Source organism: Planktothrix sp. PLAVEN19ND (assembly GCF_057220675.1).
Window position 1 is genome coordinate 4,928,722 of record NZ_CM170132.1, and the last position, 21,436, is coordinate 4,950,157.

A 21,436-nucleotide genomic window follows, 5' to 3' on the forward strand; every position below is an offset into this window, starting at 1 on the left:
ATTTTACTTGATCTGTCATGAAACTTTCGATGGACAAGGGAAATATCAGTTGAAGATTAGATTACCATTGGGGATTAGAGTGTAATAGGGCTTCAGTGGCCTCGGCACTTAGGGGTTTAGAGAATAAATAACCCTGTCCATATTCACAATTAAATTGTCGCAGTTGATCTAACTGTTCCTGGGTTTCAACTCCTTCGGCAACCACATCCATTCCTAAGTTATGGGCTAAACTAATAATTGCTAAAACAATTTCGGTTTCTCGACCCTTTTGTCCCATATTTCTAATAAAAGATTGATCGATTTTCAGGGTATCTAAGGGGAAGCGATGTAAATAGCTGAGGGAGGAATATCCCGTCCCAAAATCATCTATACTCAAGCCAATATGATAGGATTTGAGTTGAGCAATGATCTCTAGGGTTTTACTGTTATCAATTAAAATACTTTCGGTTAACTCAATTTTGAGATCACCTGGGGAAATCTGGGTAGTGTTTAAAATGTTTTCTACAATTTCAATAACATTAGATAAATCAAATTGTTTGGCTGAAAAGTTAACATTTATAGTTAAGGGGTGAACTAAATTTTTCAGGGTTTTTAGGGTTTGCCATTCTTGCAGTTGTTGACAGGCTTGTTTTAATACCCAATTTCCGATGGGAACAATTAATCCGGTGGCTTCGGCTAGGGGGATAAAATCCGCCGGAGAAATCATCCCCTGTTGGGGGTGTAGCCAACGCACAAGGGCTTCAAATCCTTTGATTTTTCCGGTTTTTAAGTTAACAATTGGCTGGTAAAAAACGGCAAATTCCTGTTTAATAATTGCCTGACGCAGTTCAATTTCTAACTGCATTTTGATTAGGGCTTGATCATGAATTTTTTTGTCAAAAATTTCTAAACATCCCTTGCCTTTTTCCTTGGCTTCGTGCATGGCAATATCGGCATCTCTGAGGATATTTTCCGATTGATGATAATGGGTTGTGCCTAAAACAATCCCAATACTACTGGTTTTAAAGACTTGATGTCCGCCAATTTCAAAAGGATTGGATAGGATATGATTAATCTGTTTGGCCAGATCAATCGCTTCTAGGGGAGATTCAATGGATTTGAGTAAAATTGCAAATTCATCCCCCCCTAAACGAGCGACAATATTAGGATGGGAAACTAAGGATTGAATCAGATGGGCAAAGGCAATTAATAATTGGTCTCCTGCATGACGCCCTAAACTATCATTTACTACTTTAAACCGATCTAAATCTAAACATAATACAGCAAATAAATCCTGATGATATTTTTGCACCTGTTCAATGGATTTATCGATTTCACTAATCAAAAAGCTACGATTGGCTAATCCCGTTAGTCGATCATGAAAAACATCATATAACAGTTGAAATTCGGCTTTTTTCCGCTCCGTAATGTCATTACGAATCACAATATATTGATAGGGTTTATTCTTTTCATCTAAAAAAGGAACAATGGTGGTATCAACCCAATAGTAGGTGCCATCTTTGGCTTGATTCCGAACTTCTCCCCGCCAAATTTTGCCAGACTGAACCGTTGACCAGAGAACGGTAAAAAAGTGTTTGGAGTGATATCCCGAATTAACAATTCTATGATCTCGGCCGATTAATTCTTCCCGAGAATATTTAGAAATATCACATAACTTGGGGTTAACATAGGTAATTTTCCCTTGGGCATCAGTAATCGCTACAATAGAGGATTGATCGAGGGCGAACTTAAAATCGGATAATTCTTTATAAGAGCGTTGCAGAGCTTCCTGTAGATCTCGATTTACAAACAAGGGAGCCAAAAGTACCTTGATTTCAGCTTGAGTTTGGTTCAGAGTCCTGAATATCAGAACCCGAATTAACTGGAAAAACTGTTTTACCAAATCCACCATTGTATAAATCAGGCTGAATTAGCAACTTTTAACAAATTTTTTTGATTGATCCAATGAATGTAATTAAACTTAAAATTTGGGGATTCTTTCACCGAAGATAATGGAGCGGTCTGTTTTTGTTTCTCTGGTTTTGCAGAGCTTAGGGACAAATCAGGCATTTCTTCATGGCAACGACTACAATACCAATAAACTCCTGTGTGGCGAATATGTCGCAGAAGCGTAGATGAACAGCAGGGACAAATCACATTAGACATAATTAACCTCCTCAAAACCAAAATGGGAAATAATAAAAATTAAAACAAACTCAAAAAAATCAAGGTTAGAACTGGATTTAAACCCTGATCAAAAATGCGACTTAGGGGTCATGAATCTTAAAGATTTCTTCGAGAATTAAGCGATCGCCCAGGGAAACATCCTGCCATAATTCCAGTTCAGCATTTTTCGTGAGTCCGAGTTGCAAAGGGGCTACAAACCAAAAATCCTGATCGAAAATAAACCCCTGAGATTGGAGTTTAAAACAAACCCATTGCACCGCATAATTATTGATGTCCAACTCCGGCATCAAATAGGCAGAATGATGCAAAACCCAACGGCCAGCCTCGTGATCAATTTCGGCAAGTTGATAAATCGCCTTGATTAAAACCAATTCAACCCAGCCGGGATTGGGCAAAACTGTTAAAAAATCCTTCAATGCTTGGATATATTCCTGGTTTTGAGCGCGAAGAACATCAATAGCCAATTCCACATAGGATTGATCTATCTCACCCTGATTTTCCCTTCCTTGATCCGATGAGTTAATCACATTTTCCTGTGCCAAACGGCTAAGGCTGTAAAAAGGCCGATTTAAAGATGAACCAGTCGAAAACGTCACGATGGGACACTTACTTTTGAACGATTCGGGAAAGGGATCAATCGAAGTCTGGGTGTTTTCAACCGAAGTTAGACTTTTAGGGGTTAAATACATGGAACACAGTTCAACCTAAAAAAAGCAATTGCCTATAGTTGAACTGTAGCCAATAAGTGTGAAGATTTTGTGAGGAAAAAATTCTCATACTGATTTTGCAATAATTTGTTACGCTTCAATCCGTCCATTGCAGCAGAGTGCGAATTTGATCCACTAAATCCATGGCTTCAAAAGGTTTAGTAATCACCCCCGTTACTCCCAACTGAATAAATTGCTGTTTTTCACTCATTTTTGCCTTAGCAGTTAACAAAATTGTGGGAATATGCTGGGTTTCGGGATTAGCTTGTAAATGCTTAAAGGTGGTGGCCCCATCCATATCGGGCATCATCACATCCAAGAGAATGGCATCCGGTTGGGCTTTCTGGGCTAAAACCAATCCATCACTCCCACAGCAAGCGGTGATGACTTCCCAACCCCCAGCAACTTCCAGGCAAATTTGGATAATCTCCCGCACCCCATCATCATCATCAATAATCAGAATTCGTTTTGTTGTCATGATTCCACTTCGGTTGGTATTGCCATCGGTAGGGTGAAGTAAAAACAACTGCCCTGATCCACTTTACTCCGTACCCAGATCTGCCCACCATGTTGTTCGACAATTGAACGACAAATGGCTAAACCCAACCCGGTTCCGCCTTTTTTGCGAGAGTCTGAGGCATCAACTTGATGAAAACGCTCAAAAATGCGTTCAATTTTATCAGGAGGAATCCCCCGACCTTGATCTTGAATTTCAAACAAAATCTTGGGTTCTTCCGCAGGATTTTCTGGAGGTTCCGTCTTGACACTTAACCTAATATTATCCCCTGATTCGGAAAATTTGATCGCGTTACTTAATAAATTAGTTAATACTTGTAACACCCGATCAGGATCGGCATAAAATTCTAAACTTTGACTAAAAATCTCTAAATTAATCCCGCTTCGACTAGCCATAACCTGCATTTGTTCCGTAGCTCGCAACAGTAAATCTGCCGAATTCACAACTTGTTTATTCAGACAAATTTTTCCCGATTCTAAGCGTTCTAACTCTAAAATATCATTCACCAATCTAACTAAACGTTCGGCACTTTCGGCGGCAATTTTCATCACATGGACTCCCCGTTCGGACTGGGGATCAATTAATCCCGTCGATAACAGATTTAACCCGCCATGAATGGAAGTTAAGGGGGTTCTCAATTCATGACTAACCACGGAAATAAATTCATCTTTCATTCGTTCAATGGCATATCTTTCGGTGATATCCTCTCCAATACTCATCATCCCGATCGCATTTCCTTGTAAATCTTTTAACAGCGTATGATTCCAACTAATAATTTTTTCCTCTCCCAATTTGGTTTCAATCAACTGTTGACTATAGGGTTTAAAATCATATTCTAATAGTTCTGCAAAGTCTGAGGCACTCAGCCTTTGAGCCGAATTTTCTTGAAAATCTGATAACCAATTTTTTCCTAAAACTTCCGTTTGGGTATAGCCCATGACTTCCAATAAAAAGGGATTGACATATTCAACTTTCCCATTTCGATCTAATCCGACCACTAATAACCGGACATTTTCTAATAAACTCCGCCACCGTCTTTCGGCTTCGAGCAAATTCGCTTGACTTTGTTTTTGTTCGGTAATATCCCGAGCCATGGTGGAGAAAAGATACACCTGTCCTTCCTGATTTTTATGGGCAATAATCAATTGAGATAGGGGAATTTCCCGCCCATCATAGCTGGTTAGTGCAGTTTCACCGATCCAAGATCCCTCTCGAATTGCCGTAGGAAATCCTTGATTTTCAATAATTTCAACCGCCCATTGGGGATGGTTTTTAGGAATATGTTGATCGCTGATTTTTCCCTCTCGATCTAATCCTAAAATTCGCCGAGCCGACTGGTTATAATAAACCACTTCTCCCCCGGGTTTTGCCGAGGAAATAAAGTCGGGAGTCGCTTCAATAATCGAAATCAGTTTATCTCGTTCGGCTTCAGCTTGTTTGCGTTGAGTAATATCTTGCATCACCACCATTCCTGCTAAAATTTCTCCCTGTTGATTGCGAACGGGTAAGGCTTGATGATAATAAATGTGTCCCTCATATTCCACTTCGGAAATCGTCATTTCCCCCTCTAAAGCCGACCGATATAGGGGTTCAACAATCTTTAATAAAGCGGTCGGTAGGACTTGCCAAATGGTTTTTCCTTCTAACATTTTTCGAGATAAACCCTTGAGGACTAAGCCCATGCCATCGGCAATGGTATAACGCAAATCCAGATCCACTAAAAACACCGCTCCATCGGGAAAATTCTTGACTAAGGTGCGATATTGTTCCTCACTTTTTCGCAATTTAAACTCAGTCCGATGTCGCTGCATTAGTTCAAATTGTAAGCGCTCATTGGCGGTTTCTAATTCGGCTGTACGTTGAGCGACTCGTAATTCTAATTCTTCATTATTTTGTTGTAATAATTGTTCGGTTTGTTTGCGATGGGTAATATCTTTAGCAATTCCCCCCCGACGATCTAATTGTCCGGTTTCATTCAAAATCGGAAATCCCCGATCCCAAATCCAACGACAGGAGCCATCGGGACGCAGGATGCGATATTCCAAATCAAATCCCCGACCCTCGGGATTTTGCCTGGCGCGTAAAACCCGATTTTGATCCTGGGGATGAATGGTATGAATAAAAGTCTGGAAATTCTGATAGAGGGCATTAATATTTCGATTCCAAATTTGTTCATAGGCGGGACTCACATAAATAAATTGATTGCCCAGGGCATTAGTAATCCAAAAAACATCATCAATATTTTCAGCCAGTTGGCGGAATTTTTTCTCGGTTTCTGCATGGGACGCTCGAATTTTTAACGCCATAATTCCATAGACAATATCATCCACTAATTCTTTGAGTAATTTCACTTCGGCTGAATCAAAGGCATTGGCTTGAGTGGAATATAAATTCAGTACCCCAAAGGGAATCAATGAAATCTCTCCGTTCAATTTCGGTTGTAAATGTTGGTTGTGAGAGTCGGTCGCCATGATTAAAGGCAGGGCAATGGAGGAGGTATAACCCCGTTTTTGAGCTTGTTGTTTCCAAGGGGCATAATCGACATTGGCTTCAAAGTTTTGAAAAACACAGGTTTGCCCAGTTCTAACGGCCGTTCCCGAAGGCCCTTGACCCCATTGACTGTCATCCCAAGTCACGGTCACATTATCTAAATAGCCTGCTTCAAATCCGGCTTTAGCAATGGGAATAATTTGTTTGTCTGAGGTATATTGGGTATAACCAACCCAGGCAAAATGGTAGCCCCCAACATTAATTAAAATCTGACAAACATCATGGAGTAATTCGGTTTCTGTGGTGGCTCTGACTAGGGCTTGATTACAGTCGCTAATGGTTCTTAAAGCTCGGTTAACCCGGTGTAATTCTTCTTCGGCGCGTTTGCGATCGCTAATATCAGTATAAGATCCCACCATCCGCACTAAATTTCCCTGATCATCCCATAGGGCTTGACCTCGATCTAAAATCCATTTATAACTGCCATCTTTGCATTGAACTCGATGCTCCGTAATATAAAAAGGTGTTTTTTGATCTAAATGTTCTCGAATGGCTTTCATCACCCAAGGTAAATCATCGGGATGGACTCGTTTATTCCATTGGGTTAAATGGTCACAGACTTCCTGTTCCTGATACCCCAACATTTCCCGCCATCTGGGTGAGAAAAATACCTCCTCCGTTTGAATATTCCAATCCCAAATGCCGTCGTTATTTCCCCGTAAAGCCAGTTGCCATCGTTCTTCACTTTTTCGCAGGGCTTCTTCGGTTTGTTTGCGTTCTTGAATATCTTCTAAGGCTAATAAAATATATTTTTTTCCTTGCCATAATTGATCTAGGGTAGACACGAAAATTTGCACCCAATTACGTTGACCATTGGGGCGAATATACTGTTTTTCGATGGAAAATGTTTCGAGTAAATCTTGATCTTGAATTTGTTCTAACCACTCCATTCCTTCGGAATTGAGATAATGAATAAAATTATGAATAGTTTGACCGATTAAGTCTTTTTCGGCATAGCCTGTAATCTCACAATAGCGTTGATTGACTCGCAGGAGTTCTCCCGAGAAATCAATCAGGGCAAATCCGACGGCGGCTTGTTCAAAAATGGTTCGGAATCGTTCTTCACTTTTGACTAATTCTTGTTCGGCTTGTTTGCGATCGCTGACATTTTGCGCTAAGGACAGGAGGGAAACTAAATTCCCATCTTCATCCCGCACCACGGAATTATACCATTCACAATCAATCACTCTGCCGTCTTTTGTGCGATTTTGAGCTTCAATAATTTGGTGATTATTAGTGCCATCAATCAGTTGAATCATTTCTTGAGTCACTTTTAAGATATCGGTGGCAAAAACTTCTTGAAAGGTTGACCATTTCTGACCCAAAACTTCCGCCGATGTCCAACCAAAAATCCGTTCAGCTTGGGATGACCAGCGTTTAATTTTGAGTTGCTGATCCCATTCAATTACAACCAAGGGAGAATTATCAAAATGACAGGATAAGCATTGATGAGTCTGTTCTAATTCGGCAATTAACTGAGCCTGTTTTAAAGCAATTCCGACTTGATCAGCCAGTTGTTTTAAAAAGTTAGTTTCGAGGGTTTTCCATTGTCGCGGTTCTGCACATTGATGGGCTATCAAAAATCCCCATAATTTCGGTTTGGGGTCGGGGAAATGATCGGTTAATTCTGGATTTTCTGGTGGGGTAATAATCGAATCAATTTCTTTTTTTTCTAACCAAATCGGAACAATTAAACTAGCTTTAACTTGGAAATATTCCATTAATTGTAAATAGCAACTTTCCAAATTTTCTTGACTTATATCGCTAAAACTAATCACCCTATCAGGTACGGTAGCATCGCACAGGTAGGGGGTTAATTCCGGGGTATAAATTCTCTGGGATAATAGGGATGACCATTGGGGCATAACCGCTTCTTGAACTACAGTTCCTCCCCTGTGAAAATCTAATTTTAACATGATCACTCGATCAACATTTAAAACTTTCTGTACCTCCTCAACGGTGGTTTTTAAAATTAAATCCAGTTCCAAAGATTGCCTGATTTTTGAGGTGACTTCGGTTAATAGGTTTAAAAATTGATTTTGTTTTTGAGTTTCCGCAAAAGTGCGTTTTTGTTGGGTAATATCTCGTGTGGTTGCTAATAGGGTTTTAACCTGTCCCCCCTGTTGAATTTCCGGCACAATTAAAGTCTGAAAAGATCGCAGTCCTTCGGCGGTTTCAAAGTCAAACTCAAATTGTTGAGGCTGTCCCGTATCTAATACCTGTTGACAATTTTGCTCCCATTCTTGAGCAACCGGATCAGAAACTCCTAATTCCCGATTCGTTTTTCCAATAAATTTTTCTTGAGGAATTCGAAGCAGTACAGCGGTGCGACGGTTAACAAAAAGATGGCGTAATTTTTGATCTAGCCGAACAATACAATCCCCCGCATTATCCATTAATTTTTCTAGTTCGGCTTTGCGAGTTTGAAGTTGGGTTTCAATCCGTTGTCGTTCTTCAATTTGTTTTTTTAAGCATTCTTTAGTTACCTGTATAGTTGGGGTGGGAGTCAGGGTTGGGGAATAGTTTTTGTCGGATACTTTTTGCAGAACTGCTTGCACCGTTGAACATTGACTCAGATCTTTAATTACAGCGATAACTTCTGTTGTTGATAGGGGATAAATCTCAACTAAAATCTGATAATCATTCTGATAATGATAACATTTATAAATAATATTTTGGGCTACTTGAGTCTTGATCACCTGTTGAATAAGAGAGAGAAATTCTGAGGAGTCCTGTGGATTTTGTAACTCCTGTAAAACTAGATTAAATACATTTAATTCTGAAGATAAATTAGGGGCAGCTTCCGTAGGTAAAACATGAATTTGTTGCTGTTCACAATCAATGATTAGGATCAGATCATGAATCACTCCCAAAAATTGATCAATCTGCCATCGTGCATCCCAGGTTGGGGACTGGATCACCTGGTATCCCCTATTCGGAAAGGAAGAACAAATTTCTGAAGTCGTCATGGTAAAAGTTAAATTAATATTAAATTTTATAGAGACTTTTAGAATAATCTATTTCGCTAATTATATCAAATTCTATGGGATTTTAAACTCAAATTTTCGATAAACTGATAGTCAAACCGAACTTTTTTCCTCCTCCATTGCCCAAATCAGTTATCTGTTATCAGTCTAAATGCTTAAATTCGACGTTAAGATAGTTAATCTAAGTTAATTCAAGGTACTCAGACGGTTGTTTTTCAGGAGAATAGGTTTGTGAATGCTGCTGAACAGGCGAATAACGTGGTGGTTGCCAGCAAAATTGCATCGGTTGTGACTTTATTTAAAACTCAATTTCCCGACGCCCGGGTCGATCTTAAACCCTGGACAAATGACCCAGAGACACGGGAATTGGTTGATCCTGATTCTATTGATATTGGGTTCCATTTCCCTGGTCGAAGTCGGTTATTGCAAAGTCGCTGCATTTTAATTGAAATTCGGTTTTATCATGATCCGATTGATCAAACCCGTCGGGTGATTGGTGTCGAAGCCGCCGGATATGACCATCAAGGACAACAGTGGAAAGTCTCTACCATTGAAAATTGGAATTTTGTGGGTCAAACTGAACCTGAACCCGAATCGGCGGAAAAATTAAAACTCTTTTGTCGGCAAATCTTCCAACTATTTAATCCTAACCCGTAGTGAGTCCTTCAGGACTCCATCTTTTATTAATACTAGGAAATAGGTCATGGGAATTATCAACTAACAATCTTTCTATAAACCAAATCACAACGTTGGGTTTCGACTCCGGTTGTCGGTTCATAGCCAGAATGTTCATAGAGTTGTACCGCTTCTTTTAAAACCGATGCGGTTTCAATCCAAATTTCCTTAAACCCTTTTTGTTTAATGGTTTGTTCTAATTGTAATAATAGAAACTTTCCTAATCCCTTTCCTCGGGCTGGGGGTAATAAATACATTTTTCTAATTTCTGCCGCCCGATTTCCTCGTTTAATGGGATAAAATCCCGCCGTTCCGATTAATTGTTGATCCTGTTCTATGACCCAAAATTCTCCCCCAGTCTGTTGATAATATTTCTCCACTTCATAAACATCTATATCCGCGCCATGGGGTTCTGACCCTAAACCATATTCGGTTAAAACAGAAGCAATTAAATCCACCACTTCCTGACGATCTTGCGGTAGCCAATCTCGAATTAAAAAATTTTGATATTGAGTATTCATGCTATTAAAGATCTGTGATGTTCCCTAACTTCAAAATATCCTCAGAATAACTTAATAAAGTATTAAGGCGGTTTTGAATCGGGATAAGACGACTGTTAAAGGTGGCACTTTGACGGGCGGCTTGCAGAAATTTCATATCCATTTCCAAAAGTCGCATCTGTTTATGGGTTTCGGTTAAATAGGATTGAATTAGAGACTCAACGGCGGGATCAAAATCACCCTGGCTGATCCCCATAATTTCGGTTTCAAAGGTGGCTTTTAGCTGCTGAAAACTTTGTTTTAAACCGATGGGATCAACTGGAACTAAAATCACCTTGAGATCAAGCTGTTTTAAGCTATTTTGGAACTGCGCGATCGCCTTACAAGCAGATTTTGACAACATATTATGAAGAAACTTGTCTACAATTCTTAAATAATAGATAAGTATTGTGATCTGTGTTTTTGCCCCTTTTCGGCTAAATCCGATCCGCTACCCCATAGACCAAATCCTGATGTTCAGGGAGATTGGCGGTTAAGCCTCTGCTGTAAAAATGGATTAAGAGGTAGATTAAGCTTACCTTAAGAGGTGTTATTCTTCTATCAAGTGCAATTCAATTCCGTGAAACTTCAGCCTTTCACTGCTTGGGGCTTTTTGTTCCTTGTACGGGTATTAAAAAGCACATAATTTTTAGTTATCTGATAATTTTATCAGTATTATTACCCTTTAGGTGTAACTATCATGAATATTCAAACCCTTGCTAAAAAAGACTTTTCCTATGATTGTAGCATCCCCGATTGGTTGCATCAATGTATGGAGATATCTGGCGATTTAGTAAAATCCGATACATCTGTTTCGACAAACAGCGATTTAATTGTGCGGGCATTTCAATTTGCCTATCAATTGCACCAAGGACAGTATCGCAAATCGGGAGAACCCTATATTAATCATCCGATTGCCGTAGCGGGTTTATTGCGCTATTTAGGGGGGGATTCGGCGATGGTGGCAGCCGGTTTTCTCCATGACATTATTGAAGATACCGAAGTCACCCCAGAAGAACTAGAACAGCATTTTGGGGCAGAAGTTCGCCATTTAGTTGAAGGCGTCACCAAACTGTCCAAATTTAATTTTTCTAATACCACAGAACGTCAAGCGGAAAATTTCCGACGGATGTTTTTAGCTATGGCAAAAGATATTCGGGTGATTGTAGTTAAACTCGCTGACCGACTCCATAATATGCGAACTTTGGACTTTTTACCCGAACATAAACAGCGCAGCATTGCCTTAGAAACCCGAGAAATTTTTGCCCCCCTGGCTAACCGTTTAGGGATCGGTCGCTTGAAATGGGAATTAGAAGATTTAGCTTTTAAATATTTAGAACCCGAAGCCTACAAAGATATTAAGGAATTAGTCTTCGATCGCCGAGCATTTCGGGAAGAAAAATTAGCCCAACTTGCTCACGTTTTACGAGAAAGACTAGAGAAAGCGGGAATTAAATGTTATGAAGTCAGTGGACGTCCTAAACATCTGTATGGCATTTATAAAAAAATGAACCAAAGACAGAAACAGTTCCATGAAATTTATGATATCGCTGCCCTCCGAGTTATTGTGGAAACTAACGAAGAATGTTATCGGACGTTGGCAATTGTTCATGATGCTTTTCGCCCGATTCCAGGTCGTTTTAAAGATTATATCGGATTGCCTAAACCCAATCGCTATCAGTCCTTACATACGGGGGTAATTGGCAATACGGGAAGATCCGTTGAAATCCAAATTCGCACCGTAGAAATGCACCATATTGCTGAATATGGGATTGCCGCCCATTGGAAATATAAAGAAAAAGGCAATTCCAATATGGGTGAAGTCACTGGCATGGATGATAAGTTTACTTGGTTACGCCAATTATTAGAGTGGCAAAGTGATTTAAAAGATGCTACAGAATACCTAGAAAGCGTTAAAAGTAACTTAGAGTTTGACGATGTTTATGTCTTTACCCCAGAAGGAGATGTAATTGCCTTAACTCACGGGGCGACCCCGGTTGATTTTGCCTATCGGATTCATAGTGAAGTCGGGAATCATTGTAAAGGAGCAAAAGTCAATGAGCGAATTGTTACCTTAGATACTCCCCTGAAAAATGGCGATATTGTGGAAATATTAACCCAGAAAAATATTCGCCCCAGTTTAGATTGGTTGAATTTCGTTAAAACTAATACGGCTAAAAACCGGATTCGTCAGTGGTATAAGCGATCGCACCGGGATGAAAATATTGACCGAGGACGGGAATTGTTAGAAAAAGAAATGGGGAAAAATGGCTTTGAATCCCTGCTCAAATCTGAACCCATGCTTTCGGTTTCTAAGCGCTGTAACTATCATAATGTTGATGATTTATTAGCAGCATTAGGTTATGGGGAAATCACCTTAAATTTAGTAGTGAATCGTCTGCGGGATGTGGTGAAATCCCAGAGTCAAATTCAAACGGTTTCCCAAGAACTGACTACTACTTCTTTACAGGTTCCTCACCTACCTTCCTATTCTCAACTTCCGTCTTCTTCCCCCAGTAATTCTCCGATTATGGGAGTTGAAGGATTACTCTATCATATGGCTGGATGTTGTAATCCGATTCCAGGGGAACCGATTATTGGGGTTGTCACCCGCACAAAAGGGATTTCCATTCATCAACAAGGGTGTTCTAATACCTTAACAGTGGAGGGAGAAAGATTCGTTCCTTTGAGTTGGAATCCGAACTATCAACAGGGCGGACGTCCTCAAACATACGGGGTGAATATTTGTATTGAAGTCTTGGATCGAGTGGGGGTTTTGAATGATATTTTATCTCGTTTGAAAGATAATAATATTAATGTTTGTAGCGCCCAAGTTAAGACATTTCCCGATGCTCCGGCGTTAATTGAGTTGGGAATTGAAATTTGCGATCGCGAACAGTTTGAACGCACTTGTGCCCAAATCAAAAATATCAGCGATGTATTAACCTTGCGTCGAATTAATAGTAAATAGGTCGAAAACTGATGATTACAGCCGTTTGGTCGATCCCCCTAAATCCCCCTTAAAAAGGGGGACTTTGATCCCTATTACCCCCTTGTTAATGAGGGTTAGGGGTGATCGGTTCCCCCATTTTTAAGGGGGTTAGGGGGGATCTAATTTTAAGACACAGAAACAACCTGTTCAACGCTTTCATTTCCCATTCTATCTACTGCACGAATCGCATAGTTTCCCGGGTTAACACGAATAGAAGTAGTATCTTTATTCACCACTTTCACTAACTGCCAACCCGTAGAAAATTGTTGATAAATTGCCCAAGAACGGATATCATTAGTATTAGCAGGCATCCAAGAAATCATACCAGAATTAGTTTCAATTCCGCTAGGAGGTTCCGGGGGTTGATTATCCAACCAAGGCATAATCGGAACTAAAGCTGGAGTAGGATAAACCGCACTTTTGAAAATTTCATTCACCCCCTGACGATTATCTCGGAATATCTTCATACTAAAAAAGATATTTCCTAAAGATAATTGGGGGGCTGTTTGTCGGGAAATTGCGATCTGTCTTTGGATTTCAGAAATAGACCATTCATTTTCAATCCGATAGAGAGCATTTCCGGCATAAATATGACGTCTTTGAGGATTATTTTGTAACCACCAATTTAACAACACGGGATAACTTTGTTGAGGGGGATCAATTTTCCAATACAGTTGAGGTGATAAATAATCCATCCACCCTTGTTCGACCCATAGTTTAACATCTGCGTAGAGAGAATTATATTGATCAAGTCCAACTGTTCCCGGGGCAGCACCAGGGCGATAAATGCCAAAGGGACTAATCCCAAATTTAACATAGGGTTTGGTCGCTTTAATCCCATCATGAATGCGTTTAATCATCAGATTAACATTTTGTCGTCGCCAATCGGCAAGCCCTAAATTACCTCCGGCAGCACGATAGGAATTATAGGTTTGACTATCAGGAAAGGGAATACCATCTTTAGGATAGGGATAGAAATAATCATCTAAATGAATGCCATCAACATCATAACGTTGTACCACATCCATAATCACATTATAGGTTTGATCTTGAACTTCCTTTGCCCCCGGTTCCATCCACATTAAATCCCCATATTGATAGGCATATTGGGGGAATTTTGATGCCATATGATTCGGTGCAAAGGGCGCATTTCCTCTTAATCTTGCCCGATAAGGATTAAACCAAGCGTGGAGTTCAATATTGCGTTTATGGGCTTCTTCAATGGCAAATTGTAGCGGATCATAATAGGGTTCGGGGGGTTTTCCTTGGGTTCCTGTTAACCACGCACTCCAAGGTTCTATACTAGAACTATACAAGGCATCTCCATTCGGACGCACTTGCAGAATTAAGGCATTTAAGTTTAATTCTTGCATCCTATTTAGGATAGCAATTAGTTCAAATTTTTGTTGATCAACTGATAAATTTGATTTAGACGGCCAATCAATATTAGCAACCGTTGCTGCCCAAACTCCCCTAAATTCTCGTTGATGACTAATGGAATTTGTCGGATTAATTATTCCCTGGGATAATAAATTTTCCGATGGTTCTTGTCTGACTGTTGAGATATTAACGGAAGTGGAAAGAACGGGAAATTGAGCCAAGGTTAATCCCAAGAAAACACAACAAATGCTCAAGGCTAAATAACGTTGAAATTTGGTAATTTTTCCCAGTCTAATTTTCTGAATTTGACTTGTCACTGAACGGGTGAAGGATTTTAAGCGTTTAATTCGCAAATACTCCCAATATTTTGGGGGTTTAATAGAGTTCCAATTCATGTTTATTGTTGAAGGAGATGACTAATATCAGTTATCAGTGTAGAGACGTGCCACGGCGCGTCTGTATGAGTGAAGTAATCCTACAACTGATAACTGATTAATAGCTTAACGAAGAAGGGGACATCTTACAAGGGAATCATCCCAATCGGAAAAAAATTAATATCTTCCCCGAGTCAATTCTGCCCAATTTTCGGTACAATATCTGAGTACAACTTAATCAAGGAAAAAAGCATGACTCAGGTTAAAATTGGCATTATTGGCGGCAGTGGGTTGTATAACATGGAGGCATTTACCGATGTAGAGGAACTCCATATTGATACTCCCTATGGTCAGCCTTCCGATGCTATTTTAGTCGGAACTTTAGAAGGAATGCGCGTGGCATTTCTGGCTAGACATGGACGTACCCATAGATTTTTACCGACAGAATTACCCTATCGGGCTAATATTTATGCACTCAAAAGTTTGGGTGTTGAATATATTATTTCCGCTTCGGCGGTGGGTTCATTAAAAGAAGAATTTAAACCCTTAGATTTAGTGGTTCCTGATCAATTTATTGATCGAACCAATCAACGGGTTTCTACTTTTTTTGGCAATGGGGCTGTAGCTCATATTACCTTTGGTGATCCGTTTTGTCCCCAATTATCAAAAGTATTAGGAGAAGCGATCGCCAGTTTAAATTTACCTGATATTAATTATCATTTATCGGGAACTTATGTCTGTATGGAGGGGCCAGCCTTTTCTACCAAAGCCGAATCTAATTTATATCGCAGTTGGGGGGGAACAATTATTGGGATGACCAATTTAACCGAAGCCAAATTAGCCCGGGAAGCGGAAATTGCCTATACAACCTTAGCATTAGTTACCGATTATGATTGTTGGCATCCTGATCATGATCATGTCACCGTTGAAATGGTGATTCAAAACCTCCGCAAAAATGCGGTTAATGCTCAACAAGTTATTCAAGAAACCGTGCGTCGGTTAAAATATCATTTACCGAAATCCGAAGCCCATTCCGCCTTAAAATATGCGGTTTTAACCCCCTTGAATCAAATTCCTTCAGAACGCATACAACAGTTAGAATTATTGTTGAAAAAATATATCTAAACCCAAGGTGGCTGATGCCACCTAAATTATAATAAATTAATCCAAACAAAACCGTTGTTGCGCCGTTGTTGCGCATCTTTTCTATAACTTAATAACAGAAGTGATAAAACTTTAAATTAAAAGGATAAATAGCTGATGATTGCTCATCCCCAGCCCCAATTGATGACTCCCCAAGAATACCTGAAATGGGAAGAACAACAACCCCTGAAGTATGAATATATTAATGGGCAAGTCTTGGCGATGACCGGGGGAACTCTTGCCCATAACTCTATTGCCTTAAACCTCGCCGCAGCGCTCAAAAATCACCTACGGGGGAAAAAATGTAAAGTCTTTATGGCAGATGCTAAAGTGGGAGTCTCGGACAATGGCCCCTTTCACTATCCTGATGTCATGGTCACTTGTGATAGTCGAGATCAAACTGCTCGCCAGGTTGTCTATCATCCTTGTCTAATTGTAGAAGTATTGTCACCAGGTACAGAACATATCGATCAGGGAAAAAAATTTAGGAATTATCGTCGAATTGATACTTTAAAAGAATATGTTCTGATTGAAGCAGAAACAATGAGTGTAGATTGTTACCGACTCAATGAGAAAGAAAAATGGGAACTCACTGCTTATTCCCCAGAAGAAACTATTGCCAACGAGACAGACTTGGAAGTTCACTTCACCAGCGTTAATTTCCATTGTCCTATTTCTTTGCTGTACGAAGATGTTGTTTTTCCTGAAGACAATACGGAGGCATCTGTTGAAGGTTAAGCAAATAATTGATATAATCCTATAAATCAATTCCTCTTACCCGCATGATCATGTTAGCCACCTCCCCCACCTACACAATTACTTGGGAAAAGTTGCCAGATGATTTTGTGCTACCCAATGACCCTGTGGATAATATCAATCAACCCGCCCTCGCCGCCGCCCTCACCGAAAGTTTGCAACTGGCCGGAAAACTGCCAGAAACGGCCCTCACCCCGACGAACTACGGCATTTGTGCGACTATCAATGGCAAAATCGCCGTTAAAGCCCCCGACTGGGCCTACATTCCCCAGATTTCCGTGAGTCGAGGGGAGGTGGTTCGCAGTTATACCCCCCAACTCCAGGGGGAAATTCCAGCCTTGGTCTTAGAGTTTTTATCCGATACCGATGGCGGAGAATATTCCGTGAAAGAAACCTATCCCCCCGGGAAATTCTTTTTCTATGAACAGATTTTGCAAGTCCCGAATTACGGGATTTTTGAACCCCACTCAGGGAGCTTAGAATTGTACGGTTTTGGTGATACCCAAAGGTATAAACTGGAATCGGTGAATGAGCAGGGCTGGTTTTGGATACCGGAAATGCAGCTTTTTCTGGGAGTCTGGCAAGGAACTCGCGAAAACCGTCAGGGCCATTGGTTGCGCTGGTGGGATGAACAGGGGAATTTGCTATGGTGGGGTGCAGAAAAGGTTGAACAGGAACGGCAACGGGCCGAACAGGAACGGCAACGGGCCGAACAGGAATATCAACGGGCCGAAAGATTAAAAGCTCAACTGCGCGCTGCTGGAATTGAGCCTGTAGAATAGGGCAAAGCATAAACTGTTAACTGCTACTCCCAGAAGGTTTTATGATTAAGACAGGTAAATCAAAATCATGCTTGAACACCTCAAGAGGATAAAGGGCCGATGCTCTATTTAGCGGAAGTACAAAAGCAGAGTAACAAATTTGGTCTGGGTGGCGGGAGGACAGAACTCAAGCTATTGGCTTGTCAGCGAGGTGAAAACAATTGGAGTGCCGTATCTGGGGATGAGGTCGTCCTGGCTGAAGATGCGAATAACTTCAAGGATGGAACTTTAGTTTTAGTCGATCTGAATACGGGTAAACAGGTACAGCGCATTCAAGAAGCTGCGCGCCAACTGGTGGGAATTCTCCAAGATTTTTCTCGGTTGCAAGAAAAATTCAAAACCCAACAGGAAGAAATCGAACAGTGGAAAGAGTCCTTGACTTACCAAAGTCAAGAATTGAATCGTCGGGAAATGGAAATGGAAGCCCGACGGGAACAAATGGAACAACTGGAGGGAGAATTAGAGCGACTCGAACAGCAGCGTCAAGAAATCGATCGCTCTAAGGATGAAAGTAACCGTCTACGTTCTGAAATTGATCAAGCCCGTCAAGATATTGAAAGCACTAGGGCCGCATTACAACAGCAACGACAACACCTTGAAGAACAACAGGTCGCCTTGCAGTCGTCTCCTTCCCTCACTGCGGAACAGTCAGAACTCCTGGGAAATTTACTCAATCAACTATCTAACCCCATTTCGATTTCACCCCTACAAACACAACTCGAACGCTCCCGGGAACAGGTAGCCAGTGCTCTGAATGAACTCGAACAACATCACCAACTGTTACGGGGACAGCGTTCCGAAGCAGAACAACTTCAACAAACCGTAGACAGTAAGACCACAGAGATTGAACAGCAATGGCAGCAATGGCAACAGGCCCAGGATACTTTAATCCAAAACCGGGCGGAGTTAGTCGGTGAGCAACAGTTACTTCAAACAAAACAGGACTATGCCCAAATCTTAAAAACCCTGATCCAAAACCGTCAAACCCTATTAGAACAGTTACAGGATTTAGCCTCTCGTCAATCGGAAAGTGATCCGGTGGCTGTCAGTGTCAAGGTAGATGTCCAAGCCTTAGAAGCGATGTCCTTGGAACAATTAGAAACCGAAGTTAAACAACTCGAAAAAGAGTGGGATCGCTGGTTTCGGATGGTGGGAGAACAGGAGGAGGAACTCAAATACAAACTCGAAGATATTCAGGCAATTCAGGAAAAACTCAAAACCATTAGTGATTCCGAACGGGAAAATTTACAAACGGAATTAGCCGATGAACAAGACGCCTATCAAATGCTGAATGAAACCTTAGTGGGTCAGCGTCGTACCCTCAAAGAACGGGAGGAACATAAAACCCAATATCAAGCGGTTTTACTCCGTCGCCAGGGTCTAACCCCCGTAACCCCTGGAGGGGCTGTTGATTTTAAATCGGTGATTGCCAGTTTAGAAACCCAACAACAGGAACAAAAACAGCAACTCCAAACCTTGGAAACCGAAATTCAGCAACTGAGTTCGAGCTTTGAACAACGGCAAGCCGATCTCAATAGTCGCACCAACACCACCGAACAAACCCGCCAACAGTTAGAAGCGGCGGAACAAAGTTGGATCGAACAGCAACGGATGGTAGCCGAACTTTGGGGCCGGATTAGTTTATATCAGGAAATGTTACAACCAGTTCAAGACTCCTGGAATCAAGTTCGCCAACAGTTAGAACAAACCACAACTGAATTGAATCAGTTGGTCGAAATTTCCCAAAATCAAACCCGGACAACGGAACAATTACGGCAAGTTTTATCAGTGATCAGTTAACAGTAATCAGTTATCAGTGTGAGAGTTATCAGTTATTAGTAAAAAGTTCATCGTTAATAGTGGTGGGCTACTAACTGTTAACTACTAACTACTAACTGTTAACTACTAACTACTAACTGCTAACTGCTAACTGCTAACTGTTAACTGTTAACTGTTAACTGATGACTGATGACTGATTATTATTCTTCCTCAAAGCCTGATTCTGCTGTTAAATCTGGGGTTTGATTGTCGGTTTCCGGGTCAACGGGGATACAAATGAAGTTATCATCTTGAGTATAAATCAGGTTTTGTTGACGGAGTTTTCCCATCAGCCGGGTTACCGTAACCCGTGTAGTCCCGATCGCACTACCAATTTGAGAGTGAGTTAATGACCAAGGGAGACGATAACCCTTAAACCCATCCTCCCCATCACCACTGGTATAATACTCGCCGTATTCTTCAATCAGTAAGGTTAAAAATCCCAGAAGTCGGTCAATGGTACGTCGTTGACCCAATGTACTTAACCACAGTAATTTCCGTTGATGCTGGTAACGAAAGGCATCAAGGACTTCCCGACGAAAATGGGGCCAGTTATCCAAGTCATGCCAATACATCCATAAAACCGTTGTATCATCGGCGTGACTATAGGCTTGCAAGCTAAAAGGAGACTGGGCAATCAATTCAAAGGGCTGACCCGCCCCCACAAAACCCAAAAAGGCTTCGTCTAAATTGCGATTACGCGGTCTGGATTTGGGTCTGCTCTCGGCATATTGGAGTTCAGCGCTACCCACTAACCGGACAGCCCCTCGTTGCACTAAATACAGTAACCCAGGACGGGCTGGAATCCGTTCATCTTTAGTGAAACTACGACAACGGTAATGTTCCTGAGCCCAGTCGGTAATCCGTTGCCAGGTTAAAAACGGTCGGTTAGAATCGGTTGGAATCGGGGAAGACTGCATCATTAGATCGGGTAATTAGAAATTTTCAATCAAAATCAAAGGCGAGAGGGCGGTTAAGACACCTAGGGGTAAACGGTGTATTTGATGCTTGAGGTAAACGGGTTTAAGATATTTTAACCAATGTAGCAAAAAACACATCCCTTTGGGAATCAATAATCAATTCTTTTCAAAAATAAATTTCAAAAAATTGGGATCGTGCTTTGACCGGGTGTGCTGGTAATATCAGATTTGAGCAACTTGCCAAGGTCGTTTGATCACTCATGCTAACTCTAGCAGGTAGGTTAAGGGTACAACTGAGACGAACTTTAGATTCTTTAGGAATTGATACGGCGGACTCTCAGGAAATTCTCGTAAATTGGATTAAAAATAATACCAGGGTAATCTATGGATCGGCGATCGCCCTGAAATTAGCCTCCCGTTTGCATCAATCCCCTTTGGATCTGGCCACGTCCATCGGTCTGAAGTTCCAAACCCTCAACTTGGGTAAATTACCGGATGTCACGATTCGGGTATTACCCTCGGGACTATTGCAGTTTGAGTTCACCGATCTCGGAATTGCCGCTTGGTTAGAACAAATGATCCGCCATCCCTGGACACCCACTCCGATTCAGGAGCGGCAAATTCTGCCCGATCTATTTGGGATTCAATATAGTCATGCTCGCTGTTGTTCCTTATTGCGTTTAGGCGATCGCGATCAGTTAATTACCCTAGAATCATCTAATTTAATTGCTACATTACCCTTGAAAATTAATCCCAATTCTCCGCCGATTCCCTGGTTAAATCCCCAAGGAAAACTACACTTTACCCAAAGTTATGAATATCAATTATTGACCCAATCGGTGAATCTGGTCGATCTTCTATTCTGTTCTGATAGTCCTCAAAATTGGCAAAAAATTGCCGAACAATTTAGCCAACATTTTCAACAATTTTATCGTTATTGTCAAATTTGGGGAGAAGTCAAACAAAGCCAACCTGAGTTAGCTCAAGCCAGACTAGGTTTGGTTTTGATTACCCAATTTCTCCTCAAAATTTTATTAGAAGAAAAACTAGGAATAATGCCTCCCCTAGACCTGTAGTCAGCCCTTTAGGGC

Annotated in this window: 16 protein-coding genes; 7 read left to right on the plus strand and 9 right to left on the minus strand. The window is 41.0% G+C overall.

Going from position 1 to position 21,436, the window contains the following annotated elements:
- Positions 1-61: 61 nt before the first annotated feature.
- The 5 genes from AC2D3N_RS21205 to AC2D3N_RS21225 form a co-directional block, all read right to left on the minus strand.
- The gene (locus AC2D3N_RS21205) at positions 62-1,891 is read right to left on the minus strand and encodes a putative bifunctional diguanylate cyclase/phosphodiesterase (RefSeq protein ID WP_484692057.1); all 1,830 of its coding nucleotides are present in this window, start codon (positions 1,889-1,891) and stop codon (positions 62-64) included.
- A gap of 8 nt (positions 1,892-1,899) precedes the next feature.
- Complete coding sequence (locus AC2D3N_RS21210; protein ID WP_079680846.1) at positions 1,900-2,145, minus strand: hypothetical protein; 246 nt, start codon at positions 2,143-2,145, stop codon at positions 1,900-1,902.
- Between the two features lie 101 nt (positions 2,146-2,246).
- On the minus strand, positions 2,247-2,762 hold the full coding sequence (locus tag AC2D3N_RS21215; RefSeq protein WP_484692058.1) for a hypothetical protein: 516 nt from the start codon (positions 2,760-2,762) through the stop codon (positions 2,247-2,249).
- A gap of 208 nt (positions 2,763-2,970) precedes the next feature.
- Positions 2,971-3,351, minus strand: a complete 381-nt coding sequence (locus AC2D3N_RS21220; protein ID WP_079680848.1) for a response regulator — start codon at positions 3,349-3,351, stop codon at positions 2,971-2,973.
- A complete protein-coding gene (locus AC2D3N_RS21225; protein WP_484692059.1) occupies positions 3,348-8,909 on the minus strand; it encodes a PAS domain S-box protein in 5,562 nt (1,853 codons plus the stop codon). Before AC2D3N_RS21225 ends, AC2D3N_RS21220 begins: the two co-directional genes overlap by 4 nt.
- Positions 8,910-9,158: 249 nt before the next feature.
- On the opposite strand from AC2D3N_RS21225, the gene AC2D3N_RS21230 reads away from it, so the two are divergent.
- Positions 9,159-9,584 carry a hypothetical protein gene (locus tag AC2D3N_RS21230; protein ID WP_079680850.1) on the plus strand — a complete coding sequence of 142 codons (426 nt, stop codon included), beginning with the start codon at positions 9,159-9,161 and terminating at the stop codon, positions 9,582-9,584.
- Between the two features lie 56 nt (positions 9,585-9,640).
- Here AC2D3N_RS21230 and AC2D3N_RS21235 read toward each other — a convergent pair whose 3' ends face one another.
- Entirely contained in the window at positions 9,641-10,123 is a 483-nt protein-coding gene (locus AC2D3N_RS21235; RefSeq protein ID WP_484692060.1) for a GNAT family N-acetyltransferase, read from the minus strand.
- 4 nt (positions 10,124-10,127) lie between these two features.
- Positions 10,128-10,505: a heterocyst frequency control protein PatD gene (gene patD / locus AC2D3N_RS21240; protein WP_484692061.1), complete on the minus strand. Its 378-nt coding sequence runs from the start codon at positions 10,503-10,505 to the stop codon at positions 10,128-10,130.
- Positions 10,506-10,841: 336 nt separating this feature from the next.
- Between patD and AC2D3N_RS21245 the strand changes: the two genes are divergently transcribed.
- Positions 10,842-13,112, plus strand: coding sequence for a RelA/SpoT family protein (locus AC2D3N_RS21245; RefSeq protein ID WP_079680853.1), 2,271 nt, complete (start codon positions 10,842-10,844; stop codon positions 13,110-13,112).
- 146 nt (positions 13,113-13,258) lie between these two features.
- Here AC2D3N_RS21245 and AC2D3N_RS21250 read toward each other — a convergent pair whose 3' ends face one another.
- Complete coding sequence (locus AC2D3N_RS21250) at positions 13,259-14,908, minus strand: glycoside hydrolase family 10-like protein (RefSeq protein ID WP_079680854.1); 1,650 nt, start codon at positions 14,906-14,908, stop codon at positions 13,259-13,261.
- Between the two features lie 231 nt (positions 14,909-15,139).
- Here AC2D3N_RS21250 and AC2D3N_RS21255 point away from each other — a divergent pair, with 231 nt between their 5' ends.
- The 4 genes from AC2D3N_RS21255 to hmpF all read left to right on the plus strand — a co-directional run bounded on the left by AC2D3N_RS21255 (position 15,140) and on the right by hmpF (position 19,407).
- Positions 15,140-16,012, plus strand: a complete 873-nt coding sequence (locus tag AC2D3N_RS21255; protein ID WP_079680855.1) for an S-methyl-5'-thioadenosine phosphorylase — start codon at positions 15,140-15,142, stop codon at positions 16,010-16,012.
- Between the two features lie 135 nt (positions 16,013-16,147).
- Positions 16,148-16,768 (plus strand): Uma2 family endonuclease, encoded by a 621-nt coding sequence (locus tag AC2D3N_RS21260; protein ID WP_484692062.1) that lies wholly within the window; start codon positions 16,148-16,150, stop codon positions 16,766-16,768.
- A gap of 50 nt (positions 16,769-16,818) precedes the next feature.
- A complete protein-coding gene (locus AC2D3N_RS21265) occupies positions 16,819-17,568 on the plus strand; it encodes a PDDEXK family nuclease (protein ID WP_484692063.1) in 750 nt (249 codons plus the stop codon).
- A gap of 99 nt (positions 17,569-17,667) precedes the next feature.
- Positions 17,668-19,407 carry a pilus motility taxis protein HmpF gene (hmpF, locus tag AC2D3N_RS21270; protein WP_484692064.1) on the plus strand — a complete coding sequence of 580 codons (1,740 nt, stop codon included), beginning with the start codon at positions 17,668-17,670 and terminating at the stop codon, positions 19,405-19,407.
- Positions 19,408-19,586: 179 nt separating this feature from the next.
- Here the strand turns inward: hmpF and AC2D3N_RS21275 are convergent, their stop codons facing one another.
- Positions 19,587-20,345, minus strand: coding sequence for a Crp/Fnr family transcriptional regulator (locus AC2D3N_RS21275; protein ID WP_484693782.1), 759 nt, complete (start codon positions 20,343-20,345; stop codon positions 19,587-19,589).
- 260 nt (positions 20,346-20,605) lie between these two features.
- On the opposite strand from AC2D3N_RS21275, the gene AC2D3N_RS21280 reads away from it, so the two are divergent.
- Entirely contained in the window at positions 20,606-21,421 is an 816-nt protein-coding gene (locus AC2D3N_RS21280; RefSeq protein WP_484692065.1) for a DALR anticodon-binding domain-containing protein, read from the plus strand.
- Positions 21,422-21,436: the final 15 nt, after the last annotated feature.